This is a genomic window from Streptomyces sp. NPDC102258 (genome assembly GCF_055584685.1).
This window is the reverse complement of sequence record NZ_JBVJLO010000011.1, coordinates 186,781-208,626: the sequence shown is the minus strand read 5'-3', so window position 1 is coordinate 208,626 and position 21,846 is coordinate 186,781. Positions and strand designations below refer to the sequence as shown.

The window sequence follows — 21,846 nt, the reverse complement described above, 5'->3', positions numbered from 1 at the left end:
CAAGCCGGATCCCGCCGAACCCAGGCTGCCTGGTCTCAGTTCTGGTCTCATTCGCCCCTGTCCAGGCCCGCCCGGACAGGGCCACCATGGGCGCTCCGCCGCAGGTCAGGATGAGTATGTCCCTCACCGGACGGGGGTACGAACATTTGGAAAGCGTGTTGGGGGCAACCCCTCACGAGTTCGAATCTCGTATCCTCCGCCAGTGCCTCACCGGGCACTTGAAGGCCCCGACCGGGAAACCGGCCGGGGCCTTCTGCGTTCCCTGGCGCCCGGACGGGGTCAGGGCAGGGAGCCGCGGAGGGTGGGGAGGGTGGTGAAGAGGTGGGTGTGCAGGCCCAGGGCGCTTGCCGTGTGGAGGTTTTCCTCGCGGTCGTCCACGAAGAGGATGCGGTCCGGGGCGAGGTTCAGGGCGCGCAGGCACCAGGTGTAGGCGGCCGGGTCGGGTTTGGTGTGGCCGATGCGGCAGGAGAGGGCGCGGACCGGGAAGAGGTCCAGCCAGGGGTGGTGGCGCTCGTAGTACGCGGCCAGTTCCTCGGGGATGTTCGACAGCAGGGCGATCCGGCGGCCGCTCGCGGCGAGGGTGGTGATCAGGTCGACCATCTCCGCGTCCACGGCGCTCCAGCTCGCCACGTCGGCCTCGGCGAGGGCGGCCGTCCGGTCCGGGTCGAAGCGGGTGCCGAGGGTCGCCGCGACGGCCTGCCAGTAGGCGGGACCGGTGAGTTCGCCGCGGTCGTAGGGCGGCCGGTGGGACCAGTACGCCTCCCAGAACGCCGGGGCGGGCACGCCGGCCGTGGTGACGAGCCGGGCCCGTCCCTCGGGGGACTGGTGGCGGGCGATGACGCCGAAGAGGTCGAAGAGGACCGTATCGGGTGCGGTCACGGGCTCACACCGTCCGTACGGTGACGCCCGCGGCCGCCAGTGCTTCGGTCGCGTCGGCCGGGGCCTCCCGGTCGGTGACGACGGCGTGCAGCCGGGCCGCCGGGGTGACGTGCGCGAGGGCGGTGCGGCTGAGCTTCGCGCCCTCGGCGACGGCGATCACCCGGCGGGACGAGGCGAGGGCGGCGCGCTTGACGGCGGCGTCGTCCAGGTCGTAGGCGGTCAGGCCGTCGGCGGCGGTCAGCCCGCAGCAGCCGATGACCGCGGTGTCGAAGCGGAGCGCGGCGAGGGAGGCCTCGGTCAGCGGGCCGGTCAGGGACAGTTCCCCCCGGCGCGGCCGGCCGCCGGGCAGCAGCAGCGTCAGGCGCGGCGCGTCGGCGAGGGCGTTGGCGGCGTGCAGGGACAGCGGCATGACGGTCAGACGGCGGCCGTGCAGGGCGCGGGCCACCTCCAGGCAGGTGGTGCCGCTGTCCAGGACGACCGATTCGCCGTCCGCGATCAGGGTGGCGACCTCGGCGGCGATGCGGCGCTTGGCGTCCGCGCCGTCCTGGGCGCGCAGGGCGAAGGGGGGTTCCTCGCCGCGCATCAGCAGGCTGCGGGCGCCGCCGCGGTAGCGCTCCAGGAGGCCTTGTTCGGCGAGGGTCTCCAGGTCGCGCCGGATGGTCATCTCGGAGGCGCCGGTCAGCTCGGCCAGCTCCAGGACGCTGCGGCGGCCGCTCTCGCGCACCGCGTCGGTGATCTGCCTCAGTCGGTCTGCACTCATGGCCCCATTCAACACCCCGACGCCTCTCTGAACAAACATTCCGAACAGCCAACGTGTTTGTTATGTTCGGAACATGCAGACCTCCGTGACGATGTCCGCCCTGCGGGCCGGCCGGCGGGCCACCTTCGTCTTCTTCCTCCTCAACGGCTTCGTCATGGGCATGTGGATCGTCCACATCCCCGTCGTGGAGCGGCGCACCGGCATCGACCACGCCCGGCTCGGCTGGCTCCTGCTGCTCCTCGGCGCCGGGGCCTTCCTCGGCATGCGCCTGGCGGGTCCGCTCACCGACCGGCTGGGGGCCCGTACGGTGCTGCCCGCGAGCGCGGCCCTGTGCGGCGCCGCCGTCCTGTGGCCCGGAGCCGCCGGCAGCGCGACCGCGCTGGGCGCGGCCCTGCTGGTGCTCGGGTTCGGCAACGGGACACTGGACGTGAGCATGAACGCGCACGCCGTCCAGGTGGAGCACGGCTACGGCAGGCCCCTCATGTCGGCCTTCCATGCCGCGTTCTCCGTCGGCGGGGTACTCGCCGCGCTGGCCGGGGCCCTCGCGCTCGGCCGGGGCTGGAGTCCGGCCGCCACCCTGGGGGCCACCGCCGCCGGGAGTCTCGTCGTCACCGCACTCACCGCCCGGCGGCTGCTGTCCGCGGCAGAGCCGGGCCCCGAGCCCGTCGGGGCGCCCGCGCGGCCCACCGCCGACGGGTCCGCGGCCTCGCCCGGGCGGATCCGGGCCCTGGCCGGCCTCGCCTTCCTGCTGATGCTCTGCGAGGGCGTCGCCAACGACTGGAGCACCCCGCACCTGCGGGACGTCCTCGGCGCCTCCGCCGGGACCGCCGCCCTCGCGTACGGGGCCTTCGCGACCGCCATGACCCTCGGGCGCACCTTCACCGACCGGGTGTCGGGGCGCTTCGGTCCGGCGGCGGTGCTGCGCGTCGGCTCCGGCGTCGCCGCGGCGGGGCTCGCCCTGGCCGCGCTCGCCCCGGCCGCGCCGGTGGCGCTGGCCGGGTGGGCCGTCCTGGGCGCGGGGCTGTCCGGCTGCGTACCTCAGCTCTTCAGCGCGGCGGGCCACGCCGACCCGGCCGCCGCAGGGGCCAACGTCTCGCGGGTCGCGGGCCTCGGTTACCTCGGGATGCTCGCCGGGCCGGCGGTGATCGGCCCGCTGACCGGCCTCGTACCGCTCGACCTGGCCCTGCTGCTGCCCGTCGTCCTGTGCGTGGTCGTCTGCGCGGCGGCCGGGGTGCTCACCGGGCCGGCGGCTCAAGGCGCGGGGGCCGGGAGCCGAAGGAGCGGGTAGCCGCTGTCACCGCCGAGAGAGAGCCCCCGTGCGTCCGTTGCTGCGGGCTCCGGCGGGGTGGGGGATCCATTCCCCGTACGGAAGCAGCTCGCGGTGGCGGCGCGAAGCGCATCGCGGGCCGTGTCCGGGGAGCGCCCGGAACGGCGGAAGCGGTGGGAGGGGCCTCGTACGGCCCCGTACGGTCCCGTACACGCGCCCGGAGTCGTCCCGGGAGGCTCCCCCACCGCTTCCGCCGTTCGTCTTACGGGGCTCAGCGCGCGCCCGCTCCCGCCGGCTCCGGCTCCCGCCCGGCCGGGGCCCCGGCGGCGCCCGCCCCGTGGTCCCGGTCCCGCATCAGGACCAGGGCCAGGACGGCGGCGGCGAGGACACCCAGGGCCGCCGCGCCGAAGGTGGCCGACATGGCGGAGGTGAAGGCGGAGCGGGCCGCTCCGGCCAGCGCCGGGTCGGCGAGGGCGACGGCCACCGAGTGCCGGGCGGCGTCCGGCGCGGAGGCGGGCATGTCACCGCCGTAGACCCCGCTCAGCAGGGCCCCGAGGACGGCCACGCCGAGGGCGGCGCCGGCCTGCTGGACGGTGTCGTTGAGGGCGGAGCCGACACCGGCGTGCTCCTCGGGGACGGCCCCCATGAGGGCGGCGGTCGCGGCGGGCATCGCCAGGCCGCTGCCGAGGCCCATCACCGTCATGGCGGCGCACAGCGGCCAGAAGCTGTCGCCGGCCTCCAGCGTGGTCAGGATCCCGAAGCCGGCGGCGATGACGGCGAGGCCGACGGCGGTCATGATCCGGTTGCCGATCCGGTTGCCCAGGGTGGCGCCGAGGCCGTTGAAGACGAGGGTGGCGACGGCGAGCGGGGTGAAGGCGAGGCCGGTCTCGGTCGGGCTGTAGCCGGCGACGAACTGGAGGTACTGGGTCAGCACCAGCATCAGGCCGCCGTTGGCGAAGGTGAGCAGGACCAGGGAGAAGCTGGAGCCGCTGAACATCCGGTCGCGGAAGAGGCCGAGCGGGACCATCGGGGAGCCGGTGCGCAGCTCGTGCAGGACGAAGGCGGTCAGGGCCACCGCGGCGACGGCCGCGTACACGGTCAGGCCGTCCTTGGGGAAGGCGATGATCGCCCAGATCAGGGCGGTCATGCCGGTGACGGACAGGAGCATGCCGGGGAAGTCGGGCCTCCGCCAGGGGCCCTTGGACTCCGGCATCAGGATCAGCGCGGCGACGATGGCGAGCAGCGCGATCGGGACGTTCATCAGGAAGACCGCGCCCCACCAGAAGTGGGCGATGAGCACGCCGCCGAGCGCCGGACCGCCGACCATGCCGACGACGGCGACCGCGCCCCAGGCGGAGATGGCCTTGCGGCGCTCCTCCTCGTCGAAGACGGTGATCAGGATCGAGAGGGTGCTCGGCATCACCAGGGCGCCGCCGATGCCCATGAGCACGCGTCCGGCGATGAGCTGGGCCGGGGAGTCGGCGTAGGCGGCGAGCAGGGAGGCGATCCCGAAGAGCGCGAGCCCGATGACCATCACGCGGCGGCGGCCGAAGCGGTCGGAGAGGCTGCCCGCGGTGAGGAGGAGTCCGGCGAAGACCAGGATGTAGGACTCGATGATCCACTGGATGGCTTCGGCGCCGGCGCCGATGTCCTCGGCGATCGGTGGGATCGACACGGTCAGCACCATGTTGTCGACGACCAGGACGAGCGTGCTCAGGCAGAGCACGATCAGGATGAGCCAGCGGCGCGGGTCGCGTGCCGCAGCCGCCCCGCCGCTCGTGGTGGTCTCGTCCAGCGCTTCCATGGCGGTCCCTTTCCCCTTCTGCCGACTGATGCGTACACCGTTCGCTCGGTGACGTGAACAACGTACGCTGTCGCGTACACCGTTCGCAAGAGGGTGGAGCGCGCCCGAACCGCCGGGACGGCCGGGCAAGCGAAAGCGCCGCCGCCCGCGCCCCCGGAGGGACACGGCCGACGGCGCTCCGGTGAACGGCGCTCCGGTGAGCGGCTGCCCGGCGCGGTCAGTCGAACTTCGGCATCTCCCCCGCCGTCCGCGACATGTCGATCACCGCGAACGCCGCGCCCTGCGGGTCCGTGACCGCCGCGAAGCGGCCGAACGGGCTGTCCATCGGCCCGAAGTGCAGCCGGCCGCCCCGCGCCGTGGTCTTCTCGACGGCCTCGTCGCAGTCCGGCACCGCGAAGTAGACCTGGATGTAGGACGGGATCTCCGGCGGGAACTCCTCGCCCATCTTCATCCGCCCCAGCACCGGGTTCGTCTTTCCGCCCAGGCTGAAGACCTTGAAGTCCATCCCGGCCGCGTCGGCGTCGTCGCAGTCCGCGCCGACGTCCATCTGCCGGGCCTCGTACGGGAAGACCTCGGTCAGGAACCCGTCCGCCTTCTCCGGGTCCCGGCTGAAGACCTCCGCCCAGGCGTACGCACCCGCCTCGCCGAGCTTCTCGAAGCCCCGGTGGTCACCGGGCTGCCAGACGCCGAAGACCGCGCCGCTGGGCTCCTTGGCGATCGCCATCGTGCCGAACGCGCCGACCCGCATCGGCTCCATCACGACGTCGCCGCCCGCCGACTTGATCTTCTCGGCGGTGGCCGCCGCGTCGGACGAGGCGAAGTACAGGCACCACTGCGAGGCCGCTTCACCGCCCGGCATCGGCGGCACGACGGCCGCGACCGCCTTCCCGCCGGAGTAGGCCTGCGTGTAGTTGCCGTGCTCGCCGGCGGACTCGCCGAAGGTCCACCCCAGCACGTCGCCGTAGAACTCCTTGGCGGCCTCCACGTCGGTGAACATCGCGTCCACCCAGCACGGGGCGCCTTCCGGAAAATCGGACATGGTCGATCGACTCCTGTGTCGTACGCAGTCCCCCACGCATCCGCCACTGCCTGTCGCTTCCACGCTAGGCGGGGGGTCTGACAACCGCGCGCCGACCGCGCGCGGGGGCCCGGGGCGGGGGAGGCTGGAGGCATGGACGACATCACCCTGCGGCTCGCGCAGCAGCCCGAGGCCGACGCCCTGCTCGCGCGGAGCCCGCTCGCCGCGCTGGTCGGCATGCTGCTCGACCAGCAGGTCCCGATGGAGTGGGCGTTCTCCGGGCCGTACACGATCGCGCGGCGGCTCGGCGCCGACGACCTCGACGCGCACGCCATCGCCGCCGCCGACCCCGACGCGTTCGCGGCGCTGCTGTCGCAGAAGCCGGCCGTGCACCGGTACCCGGCGTCCATGGCGAAGCGGATCCAGCAGCTGTGCGCGTACCTGGTCGAGCACTACGAGGGGGACGCGGCGGCCCTCTGGCGGGACGCGGCGAGCGGGGCGGAGCTGCTGGCGCGGCTGAAGGCGCTGCCGGGGTTCGGGGAGCAGAAGGCGAAGATCTTCCTCGCGCTGCTGGGCAAGCGGCTGGGCGTCCGCCCGGCGGGTTGGCGGGAGGCCGCCGGGGACTACGGGCCGGCGGACGTGTACCGGTCGGCGGCGGACATCACGGGGCCGCAGTCGCTGGCGAAGGTCCGGGAGTACAAGCAGGCGCGGAAGGCCGCCGCCAAGGGGACTCCGTAGCTCCGCTCGCAAGGTGACGGACCGGCAGGTGCGCGGGAGCCGGGGCGGGCGGGGGTTCGTAGGGTCGGGGCATGAACGAGAACCTGACCCGCGCCGCCACCGCCGAGATCATCTCCGACGGGCCCGGCAGCCTGATCACCCTGCTCACCGACACCGACGAGCTGACCTGCAACACCGCGAGCTTCGAGGTCGGGGCGGCCGGGGCGCCCGTGCACTTCCACACCAAGGCCACCGAGTTCTTCCACGTCACCGACGGGCACCTCGACGTGCTCGTCGGCGACGAGGTACACACCCTCGCCAAGGGCGACTTCCTCAGCGTCCCCCCGGGCGTCAAGCACGCCTTCGCCCCCGCCGCCGGGCGCACCGCCGAGGTGTTCGTCGGCTTCACGCCCGGCATGGGCCGCTTCGACTACTACCGCCTCCTCGGCCGGGTCCGGGCCGGCGAGGCCACCGTGCAGGACATCATCGACAGCCAGCCGGTGTACGACAACCACTACGCGGAGAGCGAGGCCTGGGCCGGCCGCGCCGCCCGCAGCACCGAGGCGTAGACCTCGTCGGCACCGAGCCAGCGCAGCTCCTCCGCGAGCAGCTCGGCACCGCTGCGCACCTTCAGGGCCACGGTCCGGTCCGGCCAGCCCGGCAGCACCAGCGAGGCCAGCGCCCCGGCGGGCCGGTCGACGCGCACCTCACCGGCGGCGGTGTCCAGCCGGACCCGGGTGATGACCGGCCCGTCGCTCTCGGTCCGCGCCACCGGCACCCCGAGCCGGCTCTCCAGCCAGCGCGCCAGCAGCTCGGCGCTCGCGTTGCAGGCCTCGCTCTCCACGGCGGCGCCCGTCACCCCGGACACGTTCTGCTCGAAGGCCGCCGCCAGCAGGGTGCGCCACGGCGTGAGCCGGGTCCAGGCCAGGTCGGTGTCGCCGGGGGCGTACGAGGCCGCCCGCCCGGCCAGCGCGCCGACCGGGTCGGCCGCCGCCTGGGCGTCGGTGATCCGCCGCTGCGCCAGCCGGCCGAGCTCGTCGCGGGCGGGGTCGGCGGGGGCGTCGGCCGGCCACCAGGCCACCACCGGGGCGTCCGGCACCAGCAGCGGCAGCACCACCGAGCCCGCCTGGGCGGTGAGTTCACCGTGCAGCCGCAGCAGCACGATCTCCCCCGACCCGGCGTCGGAGCCCACCCGCAGCTCGGCGTCGAGACGGCTGCGCCGGGCGCGCTGCGGGCCGCGCGCGGCCCGCCTGATCACCGCGATGATGCGGCAGGGGTGTTCACGGGCGGCTTCGGAGGCCGCGCGTACGGAGTCGTAGGCGTGCTCCTCGTCGGTGACCACGACGAGCGTCAGCACCAGCCCCATCGTGGGGCTGCCGACGGCTCGGCGGGCCGCGAGGAGCGCGCGGTCTATCTTGCTGGACGTGGTGTCGGTCAGTTCGGTCCGCATGCACCGAGTCTGTCAGCGTCCGCCCCGTTTCCGGCAACCGGTTCGCCCGATCACGTCCGGACCCGCGGTAACCGCCGGGCCCGCCGGGCCCGTCAGCGGCGCCGTTTGGCGGTGCCGAAGAGGGAGCGGGAGATCTCCCGGCCCACCTGGGTGCCGATCGAGCGGGCCAGCGAGCGGAACAGTCCGCTTCCGACCACCTGTTGGGCGAGCGAGGGCTCCGGCTTGGGCGGCCTGGGGGCGCCGCGCTCCGTCTTCGCCGCCTCCTTGGCCCGCTTCTCGGCCTCGGCGGCGGCGGCCGCGGCCTCCGCTTCGGCCTCGGCGGCGGCCTGTTCGGCGCTGATCTTCTCGTACGCCGATACGCGGTCGACCGGCTCCGCGTAGCGCCCGTACAGCGGGGACGCCTTGACCGCCCGGTCCAGCGCCGCCGCGTCGAGCGGTCCCATCAGCGACCGGGGGGCGCGCAGCCGGGTGGCGGCGACGGGGGTGGGGGCGCCGTTCTCGCTGAGGACGGTGACGACGGCTTCGCCGGTACCGAGCCGGGTGAGCAGCTCCTCCAGGTCGTACGGGGAGCGGGGGAAGGTCTGCACGGTGGCCTTGAGGGCCTTGGCGTCGTCGGGGGTGAAGGCGCGCAGGGCGTGCTGGACGCGGTTGCCGAGCTGGGCGAGGACGTCGGCGGGTACGTCCTTGGGGGTCTGCGTCACGAAGAACACGCCGATGCCCTTGGAGCGGATGAGGAGCACGGTCTGGGTGATGGAGTCGAGGAACGCCTTGGACGCGCCGTTGAACAGCAGGTGGGCCTCGTCGAAGAAGAAGACGAGCTTGGGCCGTTCCAGGTCGCCGACCTCCGGGAGGTCGGCGTACAGGTCGGCGAGCAGCCACATCAGGAAGGTGGAGAAGAGCTGCGGCCTGTCCTGCACGGCCGGGAGCTCCAGTACGGAGACCGTCCCGCGCCCGTCGGCGGCGGTGCGCAGGAACTCGCCCGTGTCGAACTCGGGCTCGCCGAAGAAGGCGTCGGCGCCCTGCTGCTCGAAGGCGGTCAGCGCCCGCAGGATCACCCCGGCGGTGGCGGTGGAGAGGCCGCCGATCCCCTTGAGCTCGGGTTTGCCCTGGTCGGAGACGAGGAAGGCGACCACCGCCCGAAGGTCCTTGAGGTCGATGAGCTCCAGGCCCTTGGCGTCGGCGTAGTGGAAGATCAGGCCGAGGGACTGCTCCTGGGTCTGGTTCAGCTGGAGCACCTTGGACAGCAGAACGGGGCCGAAGGCGGTCACGGTGGCCCGGACGGGGATGCCGGTGCCGAGACCGCCGAGGGCGTAGAACTCGCTCGGGCAGCCGGCGGGCCGCCAGTCCTGGGCCACCTCGGCGGCGCGGGCGCGGACCCGGTCGTTCTCGGCGCCGGGCGCGGAGATCCCCGAGACGTCGCCCTTGATGTCGGCGAGGAAGACGGGCACACCGGCCTCGGAGAGCTGCTCGGCGATCAGCTGGAGGGTCTTGGTCTTGCCGGTGCCGGTGGCGCCCGCGACGAGGCCGTGGCGGTTGAGCATCGACAGCGGGATGCGGATCTGCCGGTCCGGCAGGCAGGTCCCGTCCCAGAGCAGGGCTCCGAGGTCGAGCGCGGGTCCGGTGAACGCGTACCCGGCGGCGATCTCCGCGGCCGGCCCGTCGGCGGGGTCCGCGGGCTCCCCCGGAACGGTCGGGTCGGTGCTCTGGCTCATCCGTCACTCCCCAAATAGCCCCGTGTGCCACTTTTGCACCAACGGAGCGAGGCTGCGCCCGGAGGCACCGGCCCGGTAGGCTTTCCGTGTGATCTTCAAGCGCATCGGAAGCGGGCGGCCGTACCCCGACCACGGCAGGGAAACCACCCGGCAGTGGGCGGATGTCGCCCCGCGCCCGGTCCGGCTCGACCAGCTCGTGACGACCAAGGGGCAGCTGGACCTCGAAACGCTGCTCGCCGAGGACTCCACCTTCTACGGCGACCTCTTCGCCCACGTCGTGAAGTGGCGCGGCGACCTCTACCTGGAGGACGGCCTGCACCGCGCGGTGCGCGCGGCCCTCCAGCAGCGCCAGGTCCTGCACGCGCGCGTCCTGGAAATGGACTGATTGCGCCTTTCGGGTCTGCCTTACCCGATCAACAGATCATTTAGTAGGCATCGTTCCGGTACGGCACTACGCTGCGCCCCATGAGCATGCTCACTCCCCCCGGCATGGGCGGAAAGTACCGCGTCACGGGAGCTGCCTACCCCCGGATGAGCCGGCCACGGCGGCGCCGCAAGGTCGTGTTCGCCCTGCTCGGATCGCTCCTCGCGCTGGCCCTGCTCGGTTACGGGACCCTCCAGCTCATCGACGTGTTCCGAGGCGACGGCAAGCGGGACGCGGCGGCGGGCAAGGACTGCCCCACGGCGTCCGCCGCCCCGGCCAAGGCCGTGGACGCGGCGTCCGGCCCCGGCGCGGCGCCCTCCGCCAGTCCCGCGGCGGCGCTCCCCCAGCCCGGTCAGATCACCGTCAACATCTACAACGCGACCCCGCGCGCCGGACTCGCCAAGGCGGTCCGCGACGAGCTGGAGAAACGCGGCTTCGCCATCGGGCAGGTCGGCAACGCCCCCGCCGGCTTCGACAAGAAGGTGCCCGGCCCCGGGATACTGGTCGGCTCGCCGCGGACCGACAAGGCCGCGTACTCGGTGCTCGCCGCGCAGCTCGCCGGGGCCACCACCCAGACCGACACCCGCGAGGGCGCCGACATCGACCTGATCCTCGGCGACTCCTTCAAGGAGCTCACCCCCAAGGTGGACGCGGACAAGGCGCTGGCCGCCCTGGCCAACCCCGCGCCCTCGGCCACCGGGAAGTGCTGAGGGGGGCGGCGGCCCTGCGGGCGCACCCGCCGCAGCGCCGCCGCGTCCCCTCGTATTCGGCCGGGTCCGCTATTCGGCCGAGCCGTACATGCGGTCGCCCGCGTCGCCCAGGCCCGGCACGATGTAGCCGAGCTCGTTGAGCCGCTCGTCGACGGCGGCCGTCACCACCGTCACCGGCGTGCCCGCGAGCTCGCGCTCCATGACCTCGACGCCCTCGGGCGCGGCCAGCAGCACCACGGCGGTCACGTCGTCGGCGCCGCGCTTGATGAGCTCCCGGATCGCGGCGACCAGCGTGCCGCCGGTGGCCAGCATCGGGTCGACGACGTAGACCTGGCGGCCGGAGAGGTCCTCCGGCATGCGCGTCGCGTACGTGGAGGCCTCCAGGGTCTCCTCGTTGCGGACCATGCCGAGGAAGCCCACCTCGGCGGTCGGCAGCAGGCGCACCATGCCGTCCAGCATGCCGAGACCGGCGCGCAGGATCGGCACGACCAGCGGGCGCGGGTGGGAGAGCTTGACGCCGGTGGTCGGGGAGACCGGGGTCTCGATGTCCGCCTGCTCGGTGCGCACGTCGCGGGTGGCCTCGTAGGCGAGGAGCGTCACCAGCTCGTCGGCGAGCCGGCGGAAGGTGGGGGAGTCGGTGCGCTTGTCGCGCAGGGTGGTGAGTTTGTGCGCCACCAAGGGGTGATCGACGACCTGCAAACGCACAACATCCTCCAAGACTCGGCCGGGCTCCGACCTGCGATCCGCGATCCGCGATCTACGACCTGCGACCCTGCTACCTGCTAAAACGGCCGCCTGTTCGCGACCCACTGCAAAAGGCTACGCGGTGGGACGACCGCCGTGCGCCCGCGCCGGGCCCGCGGCCGGCCCCTGACACGCCCGGGAACCGCCCGCGACACGCCCGGGAACGGCCCGACGTGCGGCCCCCGGCGCCGCCCGGGACCCTGGAGTGATGACCCACGCACCCGTGATCGCGGCCGTCGACGGATCCGACCACAGCCTGCGGGCCCTGGAGTGGGCCCGCGGGGCCGCCCTGCGCCACGGCACCGGCCTGCTGGTCGCCCATGTGCTCCCCGACACCTCCCAGTTGTACGCGGGCCGCCGCTCGGCCCTGCGCGATCCGAACGAGCCCGAGAAGTACGCCGACCCCGTGGGCGACCACGTACGAGGCCTCCTGGAGGCCGCCCCCGAGCTGCCGCCGGAGGTCCGCTACGAGGCCCTGGAGGGGTCGGTCCCCGAGGCCCTGCGGGTCATCGCCGCCGAGGCCGCGCCGCTGATGCTGGTCATGGGTTCGCGCGGGCGCGGCGGCTTCGCCACGCTGCTGCTCGGCTCCAACAGCAGGGCCGTCGCCACCACGGCGACCTGCCCCGTCGTGGTGGTCCCGCACGAGGACCGGGAGGCCCGGCACGACGCGACCGCCGGCGCGGGCCCCTCCGCCGGCCGGGTGGTGGTCGGGCTGCACGCGGCGGAAACGCCCGAGGACGTACTGGAGTTCGCGTTCGCCGAAGCCGCCGCCCGGGGGACCACCGTCCAGGTGGTGTCCGCGTACGCCCTCCCGCCCGGTCCGACGATGGTGATCGACACCCCCTTCGCGGTGATCCCGCCCGAGGCGCTGGCCGACGGCGGCGGGAACGGCGTCCCCGCCGAACGGGAGGTGCTGCGCTCCCAGAACGAACGCCTCGCCCCGCTGCGCGCCCGCTACCCGGACGTGCCGGTCGAGCACGCCGCCGTGCCCGGGGACGCCGCCGGACGGCTGGTGGAGGCCTCCCGGTCGGCCGCGCTCGTCGTGCTGGGCCGCCACCACCCGCGCCGGCGTTCGCTGCTGATGGGGTCCGTCGCCCACGCGGTGCTCCAGCACGCGCACGGCCCGGTGGCCGTCGTACCGGCCCTGCACGAGGACGGGGACGCGGACGGGGTCTGAGGGCCTGAAGGCGTCGGCGGTACTCAGAGCCGGACGGCCTGACCTGGGCCGATCTGCGGGAAGGGTGCATCAAACGCGCCACGCGGGGGAAGGTGGGACCGGGGGGACTGCTTCGCGCCGGCGGAGGAGGACGACCGGACCAGCCGTGGGTGGTGGCCGATGCCCGACACGCAGCCGAACGAGACCAGTACGAGCGACGGGAGCAGCGGGAGCGGCGGGAGACCCGGGAACGAGACGTACGTGACGTACGAGACCGCCCAGGCGTACGAGGCGCCGGGGCCGGCCGCGACGTATGAGGCGTACGAGGCTCCGGAGACGGCGGCGCAGCGCAGGGCGCGACGCGCCCAGTTCCTGCGCGAGCTGAACGAGGCCCGGGAACTGCGCGACCGGGTCCAGCCGCGGCGCGCCCGCGCCGCCCGGATGCGCCAGCAGATGCGGATGCGCACATTCCGCTGGTGACCCGGTGAGTGGCCGCCCCCGCCGCCGCGACACGGCCGCCGCGCCGAAGACCTCTCGCAAAGCCGCTGTTTCTGCCACGATGCCGATTGGGCGGGGCAAGGACCGGTGAGCGTCACGGCCGGTCCCGCCCCAACCTCCGGCCGGGGGGACCTCCAACCGGCACGCCTATGACCAGTGGGAGAGTCACGGTGTACTTCGCCGCACTGCTCGCGCGCACCGAAGACGGGTGGGAAGCGAGCGACATGGAACTCGACGACGTCGAGTCCCTCAGTGATCTGATCGATCTCGCCCGGTCCGCCGCTGTCGACGACGACACGGTGGTCGCCCTCATCGAGCAGGAGGACGCCTGGTTCGGCGTCATCCGCGTGGACGGGGAGGAGGACCCTCGGTACTACGTGTCGAACGCCTCCGCCGCCGACCGCAGCTCCTACGGCTCGATGCTGACCAAGGAGCTGACGGGCAACGAGGAGGAGGACGACGATCTCGACGAACTGGATCTGGACGGGACCGAGGACGGCGAGGACGAACCGGTCGCCGCGTTCACGGACGAGGACGACGACGCGGACGACGAGGTGGGAACCGGCGCCGAGCCGCTCCCGGCCGGCCCGCTCGGCGACCCCCGGCTGCTGGACGACCTCGGAGTCGGCCACAAGGAACTGATGTCCCTCGACGGAGACGCCCTCTCGGAGATCGCCGACGCGCTCGGCGCCACCGAGGTACTGGAGGCCGTCCGCTAGTGATCGCCGTGCACGACACCCCGTACGACTCCTCTCCCGATCCCGTACGGGACCCCTGGCAGGACTCCATGCGCCTGGCGCTGGAGCAGGCCGCCCTGGCGGTGCCGGCCGGCGACGTGCCGGTCGGTGCCGTCGTGCTCGGCCCGGACGGGGAGCTGCTGGCCGCCGGGCACAACGAGCGGGAGGCCGCCGGCGACCCCACGGCGCACGCCGAGGTACTGGCGCTGCGCCGGGCGGCCGCCCGGCTCGGGGAGTGGCGGCTGACCGGGTGCACCCTCGTGGTGACCCTGGAGCCGTGCGTGATGTGCGCGGGCGCCCTCGTCCAGTCCCGGGTGGCGCGGGTCGTGTACGGCGCGGGGGACGAGAAGGCGGGTGCGGCCGGCTCGCTGTGGGACCTCGTGCGCGACCGCAGGCTCAACCACCGCCCCGAGGTGATCCGCGGGGTGCTGGAGCGGGAGTGCGCGCGGCAGCTGACGGAATTCTTCCGGGAACGGTGAGGAGGGCCACTCGGTCCGGAGTTGCGAAGCACTCCCCGCCATCGGCTAGGATCTATCTCGGTAGTGTGTCCGAGCGGCCGAAGGAGCTCGCCTCGAAAGCGAGTATGGGGCAACCCATCGGGGGTTCAAATCCCTCCACTACCGCCCTTGACGAGAGCCCCGGTTCATACGAACCGGGGCTCTCGCGCATGCCCGCCGTGACCGGCCGACCGCTCGGCCGTTGTCACGGCATGAACAAGACCCAGCGCATCCTCGCCGCCTTCGCCCTCGCGGGGGCCGCCGCGGGCTTCGCCGCACCCGCCGCCTCGGCCGCGGGCCTCGCCCCCCTCACCCTGCCGGACCTGCCGACGGCGAGCCCGGACATGCCGGCGGGGGCGCAGCCGCGTTCCGTGCAGGAGATCGGCGCGAAGGTCAGCCAGGGCGCCAACCAGCTCAACCAGCTGATGGAGCTGCCGAACCAGCTCGCGCCCGTGATCGCCCCCATCCAGCCCCTCACCGACCTGGCCGGCGGCCTCGAATAGCCGTACGCGATCGCGGGGCGGCTCCGAACGGGCGCACGCACTTCCAATGGGCGCGACTTCGAACGGGCGCGCACTTCGAACGGGCGCATACGAGGAAGGCCCCGGCCGGAGCCGGGGCCTTCGACGCGGAACGGGGGAAGCGGCATCGGGGGGACAAGCCGCTCCCCCCGGTGAGGACGGAACCCGCCAGCCCGAGCCGCAGTCAGGGGGGAAGCTCGCGGCTCGGACCCCGCAGTGAGGTCCTGTCCCTCACCCACCGATTTCCTGCCAGAACCGGTGGGCTCCCCTCCATGCTGCGCCCCGCGCGACCCGGCACCCAGCGGCAAAGGGCCCGCACCCCCGGGCCCTTGGTCCTTAAAGGTCAGGTGAGTGTCACAACCCGACCGGTTAGACTCCACCGACTTCGCAGGACCGGTTGGGGAGGCCGACACCGTTCATGGACACCAAGAAGCTCATCACGGGCGTCCTCACCGCGTTCGTCCTCTTCGTGATCATCACCCAGCCCAAACGGGCCGCCGAGATGGTGGGAATAGGTTTCCAGGGCATATCGGATGCGGCCTCCGGCATCGGCGAGTTCATCACCGAACTGGTGAACTGACCCCGTACGCTGAAGCGGTTTCCGGACTTCCCGGCCCCCCACTCCGACGGATGGGGGGCTTTTACGTTTCCTCTTTCCGGGCAAATTGCCCTTGTATGCCCAACTTGCCCTCAACACGGCGTTATACGGTGCTTGCACACAGTGCACATCTCTTGTGATGCTATGACCGCTTTTGACGGATAGTTGACTGAAGGGGTGGCGTGACCGTGCCGGCCAGTACTGCGCCTCAGGTACCACCCCAGCAGGAGCCCCAGGAGCCCCCGGCCCCCCAGGCCGTGCCTCAGGCCTCTGAAGACCCTCGGGCCTCTGAAAATCCTCAGACCTCTCAGACCTCTCAGGTCTCTCAGACCCTTCAGGCCCCCCAGGCCCCGCCGCCGAGACCCCAGGGCCGGGGTGCCGACACCCGGGCCCTGACCCAGGTCCTCTTCGGGCAGCTGAAGGGGCTGAAGCCGGGCACTAGCGAGCACGACCGGGTGCGCGCGGCTCTCATCGAGGCCAACCTCCCGCTCGTGCGGTACGCGGCGGCCCGCTTCCGCAGCCGCAACGAGCCGATGGAGGACGTCGTCCAGGTCGGCACGATCGGCCTGATCAACGCGATCGACCGGTTCGACCCGGAGCGCGGGGTCCAGTTCCCCACCTTCGCCATGCCGACGGTCGTGGGCGAGATCAAGCGCTACTTCCGGGACAACGTCCGCACCGTCCACGTACCGCGCCGTCTCCACGAGCTGTGGGTGCAGGTCAACGCCGCCACCGAGGACCTCACCACCCTCCACGGCCGCACCCCGACCACCCCCGAGATCGCCGAGCGGCTGCGGATCAGCGAGGACGAGGTGCTGTCCTGCATCGAGGCCGGCCGCAGCTACCACGCGACCTCCCTCGAAGCCGCCCAGGAGGGCGACGGCATGCCCGGGCTGCTCGACCGGCTCGGCTACGAGGATCCCAAGCTGGCCGGCGTCGAGCACCGTGATCTCGTCCGCCACCTGCTGGTCCAGCTGCCCGAACGGGAGCAGCGGATCCTGCTGCTGCGGTACTACAACAACCTCACGCAATCGCAGATCAGCGCCGAGCTGGGCGTCTCCCAGATGCACGTGTCGCGGCTGCTCGCCCGGAGTTTCGCCCGTCTGCGATCCGCAAACAGGATCGAGGCGTAACCGGATCGGGTGGAGGCGTTTCCGCGTTTCCCTACAGAACCGGCTCAATCCGCTCGGTCGGTCGACGGTCACCGGAGATACTTGTCGACATGGCGCTACAGCGTGTTGCCGACATGTGACATTCTGCTGGAACCGCGTTTGCCGCAGCCCCGCCTCCGGTATTCAGGTGGAGGCTGCGTTCCTCCGACGGGCGCGCAGAGAACGCGACCGTCCGCGACCTCAAGGGGGTGGCATGTCCGTAGACCAGGGCAGCTCACAGGTGCTCACGCTCGTCAAGCGCGAAGCGCCGGCAGTGTCCGACCGCTCGGAAGCCATCGACACCCGCACCCTCTCCCGTTCCCTCTTCCAGCGACTCGCCGCCCTGGACGCGGACAGCCCCGAACGGGCCTACGTACGCGACACCCTGATCGAGCTGAACCTGCCGCTGGTGCGCTACGCGGCGGCCCGGTTCCGCAGCCGCAACGAGCCGATGGAGGACATCGTCCAGGTCGGCACGATCGGCCTGATCAAGGCGATCGACCGGTTCGACTGCGAACGCGGCGTGGAGTTCCCGACGTTCGCGATGCCGACCGTCGTGGGCGAGATCAAACGATTCTTTCGAGACACTTCCTGGTCCGTCCGCGTCCCGCGCCGGCTCCAGGAGCTGCGCCTGGCGCTGACCAAGGCCAGTGACGAGCTCGCCCAGAAGCTGGACCGGTCCCCGACCGTGCCGGAGCTGGCCGCCGTGCTCGGCGTCTCCGAGGAGGACGTGGTCGACGGGCTCGCCGTCGGCAACGCCTACACCGCCTCCTCGCTCGACTCGCCCTCCCCGGAGGACGAGGGCGGCGAGGGCTCGCTCGCGGACCGGCTGGGGTACGAGGACACCGCGCTGGAGGGTGTCGAGTACCGCGAGTCGCTCAAGCCGCTGCTGGCCAAACTCCCGCCCAGGGAGCGGCAGATCATCATGCTGCGCTTCTTCGCGAACATGACGCAGTCGCAGATCGGCGAGGAGGTCGGCATCTCCCAGATGCACGTCTCCCGGCTGCTGACGCGCACGCTCGCGCAGCTGCGGGTGGGGCTGATCGGGGAGTAGCCGCGGGGTTCCCATTTGACGTGGCGTCAGGAAAACTGGCGCGATGCGAACGGGAACCCGCACCGCGCTCGCCCTCGCCGCCACCGTCGCCCTGGGCGGCACGGCCGCCACGGCCCTCACCGGCTGCGGCGGTCCGGCCCGGGACGGCTACGTCACGGTGGGTGCGGCCGGACCCGGCGCCGAACGGGGCGCGGGGCAGAACGTGGCGCCCCAGGGCCCGGTCGAGTACCAGTCCCTGGCCGCCTCCGCGTCGGCCGGTACGTCTTCTACGCCGCCCGGCGCGGCGGGGTCCGATGCCGGTGGCGGCTCCGGCCGGAGCGGAGCTTCCGCCGGGCCGGGCGGCACCGCCCCGCTCCCCGGCACGGCCCCGACTCCGGGCACCCCGACCACCCCGGTCAGCGCCGGGGGCGGGGGCTCGGGATCCGGGCCGGCGGGCGGCTCAGGGACCCCGGGCTCCGGGACCCCGGGCTCCGGGACCCCGGGCTCCGGCTCTGCGGGCGGCTCGGGCTCGGGCGGCACGCCGGACACACCGACCCCGCCCGGCACGCCCACCCCTCCCGGAACTCCTGGAACTCCGCCACCGCCGCCCCCGCCCGCCACCCCGGCCCGGATCGCGCTCGGCGCCCCGGCCCGCGCGGCCGCGTCCGAGCGCTGGTGCGAGCGCGTCACGGTGGCGTTCACCAACACCGGTGGCACCGCGGCCCGCTCGGGCACGGTCAGCTTCGCGACGCACGTCATCGGCGCCCTCGGCGTCGACTGGGCCACGGTCACGACCGCCCAGCCGCTGCCGGCCCCGATCGCGGGCGGCACGTCGAAGACGCGGACCTACACGGTCTGCGTCGAGTCCTGGCGGGTGCCCCTCGGCATGCACGTGGAGACCCGGAAGGTCACGGCCACCTGGAGCTGAGGCCCGGCCACCGGTCAGCGGGTCAGCGGCCCGGTCAGTGGACGACCGCCCACACGGCCACGGCCAGCACCAGGACCAGCGCGACAACCAGCGCCACCTTGACGCCGCCCTTCGAGCCGGAGGACTCCTTCGCGCGCCGCCGCGCGCCCGGTACGGACGGCGCGCGGGCCGGCGGCTCGGCCTCCTCCACGAACGCCCGGAACATCTGTGTGCTGCCCGCGGGGTCGTAGGAGCCCTCGGGTTCAGGTGAGTTGTGGTTCGCAGCCATGGCTCAGGACCCTAACGGGTTTTCCGATTCCTTTACCGCCTCACCCCCGGATTCATTTGCCTGTAGCAACCATTCTTCATTATGGTTGCCCCAAGCAACGAGATGGGAGGCGGTCCGGTGACGACGCGGACGGCGCCACAGAGCACCACCACCCGGTACGAGGAGCTGGCCCGCCAGCTCACCGGGATCGGCGCGGTCAAGCGCGACCTGGCCCGGATCCTGCCCCCGGACTGCCCGCCCGGCGCCGCCGCCGTCCTCACCGTGCTCGACCGGCACGGCGAGATGCGGCTGAGCCGGCTGACCGCGTACATGGCGGTCGACATCTCCGTGTCGAGCCGCCATGTCGCCCACCTCGCGGGCCGCGGCTGGATCGAGCGGGAGACCGACCCGGGCGACGGCCGCTGCCGGATCCTGCGGCTCACCGCGGCGGGCCGCGCGGTGCTCGGCGAGCTCGGCGCCCGCTACACGCGGGCACTGGAAAAGGCGCTCGCCGACTGGTCGTCCGAAGACATCGACGCGCTCAACACCCTGCTGGCCCGACTCCGGTCGAGCTTCTAAACACTTCCAGACAAAGGAAACGCATGGCTACGACCACACCCCACGGTGTGCGGGGAGGCGGCCGGCCGGAGCCCACGACCGACGGCGCGCCCATGACCCACGCCCAGATCATGAAGGCGCTGTCCGGGCTCATGCTCGGCATGTTCGTGGCGATCCTGTCCTCCACGATCGTCTCCAACGCCCTGCCCAAGATCATCAGCGACCTCGGCGGCACCCAGTCCTCCTACACCTGGGTCGTCACCGCCGCCCTGCTGTCGATGACGGCCGCGACCCCGCTCTGGGGCAAGCTGTCCGACCTCTTCAGCAAGAAGCTGCTCGTCCAGATATCCCTGGTCATCTACGTCCTCGGCTCCGTCGTCGCGGGCCTGTCCCAGAACACCGGCACGCTCATCGCCTGCCGCGTCGTCCAGGGCATCGGCGTCGGCGGCCTCTCCGCCCTCGCCCAGATCGTGATGGCCGCGATGATCTCCCCGCGCGAGCGCGGGCGTTACTCCGGCTACCTCGGCGCTGTCTTCGCCGTCGGCACCGTCGGCGGCCCGCTCCTCGGCGGCGTCATCACCGACACCGACTGGCTCGGCTGGCGCTGGTGCTTCTACGTCGGCGTGCCCTTCGCCGTCATCGCGCTGATCGTCCTGCAGAAGACCCTGCGGCTCCCGGTGGTCCGCCGCGAGGTCAAGGTCGACTGGCTCGGCGCGTTCCTGATCAGCGGCGCCGTGTCCCTGCTGCTGATCTGGGTCACCCAGGCCGGTACCTCGTACGACTGGATCTCCTGGCAGACCTGGGCGATGGTCGGCGGCGCCGTCGCGCTCGGCCTGCTCTTCCTGCTCGTCGAGTCCCGCGCGAGCGACCCGATCATCCCGCTGCGCCTCTTCCGCAACAAGACCATCAGCCTGGCCTCTGCCGCCTCGCTCTTCGTCGGCATCGCGATGTTCTCCGGCACGGTGTTCTTCAGCCAGTACTTCCAGCTGGCCCGGGGCGAGTCCCCCACCATGTCGGGCATCCTCACCATCCCGATGATCGGCGGCCTCTTCGTCTCCTCGACGGTCTCCGGCCAGATCATCACCAAGACCGGCCGGTGGAAGGTGTGGCTGGTCTCCGGCGGCGTCCTGCTGACCGCCGGACTCGGACTGCTGGGCACCCTGCGCTACGACACCGCGTACTGGCACATCGCGATCTTCATGGCGCTGACCGGCCTGGGTCTCGGCATGATGATGCAGAACCTGGTCCTCGCCACCCAGAACCAGGTGGCCCCGGGGGACCTCGGCGCCGCCAGCTCGGTCGTCACCTTCTTCCGCTCGCTCGGCGGCGCGGTGGGCGTCTCCGCGCTCGGCGCGGTCATGGCCAACCGGGTCACCACCTACGTCAAGGACGGCCTGGCGGAACTCGGCCCGAAGGCCGCCGCCATGGGCCACGGCGGCACCGCCGGGGGCGGCATCCCCGACCTCGCCAAGCTGCCCGCGCCGTTCCGTACGGTCATCGAGTCCGCGTACGGGCACGGCGTCGGCGACGTCTTCCTCTACGCGGCGCCGTTCGCGCTGCTCGGTCTGGTGCTGGTGGTCTTCATCAAGGAGGTCGCCCTGAAGTCGAGGCCGGCCGCGCACGCCCCGGCCGCCGAGGGGTCCACGGCGGCGGCTCCGGACGCCGTCGCGGCGCAGGTCCCGGGCCGGTAGGGCGCGTGTTTCCGGGACGCGTGGACGGGGCGGTACGAACGCCCCGCCCGCGCGTCCTTCGTCGTCATGCCGGGCGGGCTTCGGAGGCGGCTTCGGCTTTGGTCTCGGCTTGGGCGGCGATGCCCGCGATCAGGACGTCCAGGGCCAGGCCGAAGTCGGCCTCCGGGGCCCGGCGCGCCGTCGCGCCGCAGCCGTGCAGGAACTGGGAGACCGCCAGGTGGGCGCCGGCCCGGCCGGGATCCGGCAGGCCGGCGGCGTCCAGCAGCCGCTGGAGGGCGGCGTCGAAGGCCCGCGCGTGCGGGCCGATGTTCGGGTAGGCCAGGCTCAGCGGCGCCACCCACGGATGCTCCGCCAACAGCCGCCGGTACCCGCGCGCCAGACTGCGCAGGCGGCCCGGCCAGCCCTCGTCCCGGGGCGGTCCGGAGGGCAGCCGCTGCCGGCCCAGGGCACTGTCCAGGGCCAGTTCGAGCAGATCGTGCTTGGTGTCCACGTACCAGTACAGGGACATGGCGGTGACCCCGAGCTGCGCGGCCAGGCGCCGCATGGAGAACCGGTGCAGCCCTTCCGCGTCCAGGAGCCGTACTGTGGCGGCCGTGATCCGGTCGCGGTCCAGCCCCGACGGCGCCTCGCTGCGGCGTCTGGCGTGGGCGGCGGGTCTGGCGGCCAGCCACACGCTGGTCCTGGTCCTGGTCCCGCCCGGATCGGCCTCGGTCGCCATGGAGGCACCCTCCTCGCCACAAGGGGAT

Annotated in this window: 24 protein-coding genes, 1 tRNA gene and 1 pseudogene; 17 read left to right on the top strand and 9 right to left on the bottom strand. The window is 72.9% G+C overall.

Annotation, left to right across the window (positions count from 1 at the left end; all coding sequences use genetic code 11):
• Window positions 1-279: 279 nt before the first annotated feature.
• On the bottom strand, window positions 280-879 hold the full coding sequence (locus ACZ6ZT_RS20540) for an HAD family hydrolase (protein WP_469720957.1): 600 nt from the start codon (window positions 877-879) through the stop codon (window positions 280-282).
• A gap of 4 nt (window positions 880-883) precedes the next feature.
• Complete coding sequence (locus ACZ6ZT_RS20535; RefSeq protein WP_469720956.1) at window positions 884-1,639, bottom strand: DeoR/GlpR family DNA-binding transcription regulator; 756 nt, start codon at window positions 1,637-1,639, stop codon at window positions 884-886.
• A 73-nt stretch (window positions 1,640-1,712) separates the two neighbouring features.
• On the opposite strand from ACZ6ZT_RS20535, the gene ACZ6ZT_RS20530 reads away from it, so the two are divergent.
• Window positions 1,713-2,927 (top strand): MFS transporter, encoded by a 1,215-nt coding sequence (locus ACZ6ZT_RS20530; RefSeq protein ID WP_469720955.1) that lies wholly within the window; start codon window positions 1,713-1,715, stop codon window positions 2,925-2,927.
• A 250-nt stretch (window positions 2,928-3,177) separates the two neighbouring features.
• Here the strand turns inward: ACZ6ZT_RS20530 and ACZ6ZT_RS20525 are convergent, their stop codons facing one another.
• Together ACZ6ZT_RS20525 and ACZ6ZT_RS20520 are read right to left on the bottom strand one after the other, a co-directional pair.
• Window positions 3,178-4,710, bottom strand: a complete 1,533-nt coding sequence (locus ACZ6ZT_RS20525) for an MFS transporter (protein ID WP_469720954.1) — start codon at window positions 4,708-4,710, stop codon at window positions 3,178-3,180.
• A gap of 217 nt (window positions 4,711-4,927) precedes the next feature.
• Window positions 4,928-5,749, bottom strand: coding sequence for a VOC family protein (locus ACZ6ZT_RS20520; RefSeq protein ID WP_469720952.1), 822 nt, complete (start codon window positions 5,747-5,749; stop codon window positions 4,928-4,930).
• A gap of 132 nt (window positions 5,750-5,881) precedes the next feature.
• Between ACZ6ZT_RS20520 and ACZ6ZT_RS20515 the strand changes: the two genes are divergently transcribed.
• Both ACZ6ZT_RS20515 and ACZ6ZT_RS20510 read left to right on the top strand, forming a co-directional pair.
• Window positions 5,882-6,466, top strand: coding sequence for an HhH-GPD-type base excision DNA repair protein (locus tag ACZ6ZT_RS20515; protein ID WP_469720950.1), 585 nt, complete (start codon window positions 5,882-5,884; stop codon window positions 6,464-6,466).
• A gap of 71 nt (window positions 6,467-6,537) precedes the next feature.
• Window positions 6,538-7,014: a cupin domain-containing protein gene (locus ACZ6ZT_RS20510; RefSeq protein ID WP_469720949.1), complete on the top strand. Its 477-nt coding sequence runs from the start codon at window positions 6,538-6,540 to the stop codon at window positions 7,012-7,014.
• Here the strand turns inward: ACZ6ZT_RS20510 and opcA are convergent.
• Both opcA and ACZ6ZT_RS20500 read right to left on the bottom strand, forming a co-directional pair.
• Window positions 6,960-7,895: a glucose-6-phosphate dehydrogenase assembly protein OpcA gene (gene opcA, locus ACZ6ZT_RS20505; protein ID WP_469720948.1), complete on the bottom strand. Its 936-nt coding sequence runs from the start codon at window positions 7,893-7,895 to the stop codon at window positions 6,960-6,962. The genes ACZ6ZT_RS20510 and opcA overlap by 55 nt on opposite strands.
• A 92-nt stretch (window positions 7,896-7,987) precedes the next feature.
• The gene (locus ACZ6ZT_RS20500) at window positions 7,988-9,607 is read right to left on the bottom strand and encodes a helicase HerA-like domain-containing protein (protein WP_469720947.1); all 1,620 of its coding nucleotides are present in this window, start codon (window positions 9,605-9,607) and stop codon (window positions 7,988-7,990) included.
• Between the two features lie 88 nt (window positions 9,608-9,695).
• Between ACZ6ZT_RS20500 and ACZ6ZT_RS20495 the strand changes: the two genes are divergently transcribed.
• Together ACZ6ZT_RS20495 and ACZ6ZT_RS20490 are read left to right on the top strand one after the other, a co-directional pair.
• Window positions 9,696-9,992, top strand: coding sequence for a type II toxin-antitoxin system VapB family antitoxin (locus ACZ6ZT_RS20495; protein WP_030010424.1), 297 nt, complete (start codon window positions 9,696-9,698; stop codon window positions 9,990-9,992).
• Between the two features lie 80 nt (window positions 9,993-10,072).
• A complete protein-coding gene (locus tag ACZ6ZT_RS20490) occupies window positions 10,073-10,741 on the top strand; it encodes a LytR C-terminal domain-containing protein (protein ID WP_469720946.1) in 669 nt (222 codons plus the stop codon).
• A gap of 69 nt (window positions 10,742-10,810) precedes the next feature.
• Here ACZ6ZT_RS20490 and upp read toward each other — a convergent pair whose 3' ends face one another.
• A complete protein-coding gene (gene upp, locus ACZ6ZT_RS20485; RefSeq protein ID WP_469720944.1) occupies window positions 10,811-11,446 on the bottom strand; it encodes a uracil phosphoribosyltransferase in 636 nt (211 codons plus the stop codon).
• A gap of 247 nt (window positions 11,447-11,693) precedes the next feature.
• Here upp and ACZ6ZT_RS20480 point away from each other — a divergent pair, with 247 nt between their 5' ends.
• The 10 genes from ACZ6ZT_RS20480 (at window position 11,694) to ACZ6ZT_RS20435 (ending at window position 18,604) form a co-directional block, all read left to right on the top strand.
• Window positions 11,694-12,662 (top strand): universal stress protein, encoded by a 969-nt coding sequence (locus ACZ6ZT_RS20480; RefSeq protein WP_469720942.1) that lies wholly within the window; start codon window positions 11,694-11,696, stop codon window positions 12,660-12,662.
• Window positions 12,663-12,821: 159 nt separating this feature from the next.
• The gene (locus ACZ6ZT_RS20475; protein WP_469720941.1) at window positions 12,822-13,121 is read left to right on the top strand and encodes a hypothetical protein; all 300 of its coding nucleotides are present in this window, start codon (window positions 12,822-12,824) and stop codon (window positions 13,119-13,121) included.
• Window positions 13,122-13,309: 188 nt separating this feature from the next.
• Entirely contained in the window at window positions 13,310-13,858 is a 549-nt protein-coding gene (locus tag ACZ6ZT_RS20470) for a tRNA adenosine deaminase-associated protein (RefSeq protein WP_469721047.1), read from the top strand.
• A gap of 68 nt (window positions 13,859-13,926) precedes the next feature.
• Window positions 13,927-14,355, top strand: coding sequence for a tRNA adenosine(34) deaminase TadA (gene tadA, locus ACZ6ZT_RS20465; protein WP_469721046.1), 429 nt, complete (start codon window positions 13,927-13,929; stop codon window positions 14,353-14,355).
• Window positions 14,356-14,414: 59 nt separating this feature from the next.
• Window positions 14,415-14,499 (top strand) — tRNA-Ser (locus tag ACZ6ZT_RS20460).
• An 86-nt stretch (window positions 14,500-14,585) separates the two neighbouring features.
• On the top strand, window positions 14,586-14,876 hold the full coding sequence (locus ACZ6ZT_RS20455; protein ID WP_469720940.1) for a hypothetical protein: 291 nt from the start codon (window positions 14,586-14,588) through the stop codon (window positions 14,874-14,876).
• A gap of 436 nt (window positions 14,877-15,312) precedes the next feature.
• Window positions 15,313-15,474 (top strand): hypothetical protein, encoded by a 162-nt coding sequence (locus tag ACZ6ZT_RS20450; RefSeq protein WP_469720938.1) that lies wholly within the window; start codon window positions 15,313-15,315, stop codon window positions 15,472-15,474.
• A gap of 200 nt (window positions 15,475-15,674) precedes the next feature.
• Window positions 15,675-16,625, top strand: coding sequence for an RNA polymerase sigma factor SigF (locus ACZ6ZT_RS20445; RefSeq protein ID WP_469720936.1), 951 nt, complete (start codon window positions 15,675-15,677; stop codon window positions 16,623-16,625).
• Window positions 16,626-16,857: 232 nt separating this feature from the next.
• Window positions 16,858-17,697, top strand: a complete 840-nt coding sequence (locus ACZ6ZT_RS20440; RefSeq protein ID WP_469720935.1) for an RNA polymerase sigma factor SigF — start codon at window positions 16,858-16,860, stop codon at window positions 17,695-17,697.
• A gap of 43 nt (window positions 17,698-17,740) precedes the next feature.
• A complete protein-coding gene (locus ACZ6ZT_RS20435; RefSeq protein WP_469720933.1) occupies window positions 17,741-18,604 on the top strand; it encodes a hypothetical protein in 864 nt (287 codons plus the stop codon).
• Window positions 18,605-18,638: 34 nt separating this feature from the next.
• Here the strand turns inward: ACZ6ZT_RS20435 and ACZ6ZT_RS20430 are convergent, their stop codons facing one another.
• Window positions 18,639-18,872: a hypothetical protein gene (locus tag ACZ6ZT_RS20430; RefSeq protein ID WP_469720931.1), complete on the bottom strand. Its 234-nt coding sequence runs from the start codon at window positions 18,870-18,872 to the stop codon at window positions 18,639-18,641.
• A gap of 102 nt (window positions 18,873-18,974) precedes the next feature.
• On the opposite strand from ACZ6ZT_RS20430, the gene ACZ6ZT_RS20425 reads away from it, so the two are divergent.
• Window positions 18,975-19,430 (top strand): MarR family winged helix-turn-helix transcriptional regulator, encoded by a 456-nt coding sequence (locus tag ACZ6ZT_RS20425; protein WP_469721045.1) that lies wholly within the window; start codon window positions 18,975-18,977, stop codon window positions 19,428-19,430.
• A gap of 92 nt (window positions 19,431-19,522) precedes the next feature.
• Window positions 19,523-21,091 (top strand): annotated as a pseudogene (locus tag ACZ6ZT_RS20420) (MDR family MFS transporter); the annotation flags it as partial.
• A 73-nt stretch (window positions 21,092-21,164) separates the two neighbouring features.
• Here ACZ6ZT_RS20420 and ACZ6ZT_RS20415 read toward each other — a convergent pair.
• Complete coding sequence (locus ACZ6ZT_RS20415) at window positions 21,165-21,818, bottom strand: TetR/AcrR family transcriptional regulator (RefSeq protein ID WP_469720930.1); 654 nt, start codon at window positions 21,816-21,818, stop codon at window positions 21,165-21,167.
• Window positions 21,819-21,846 lie beyond the last annotated feature (28 nt).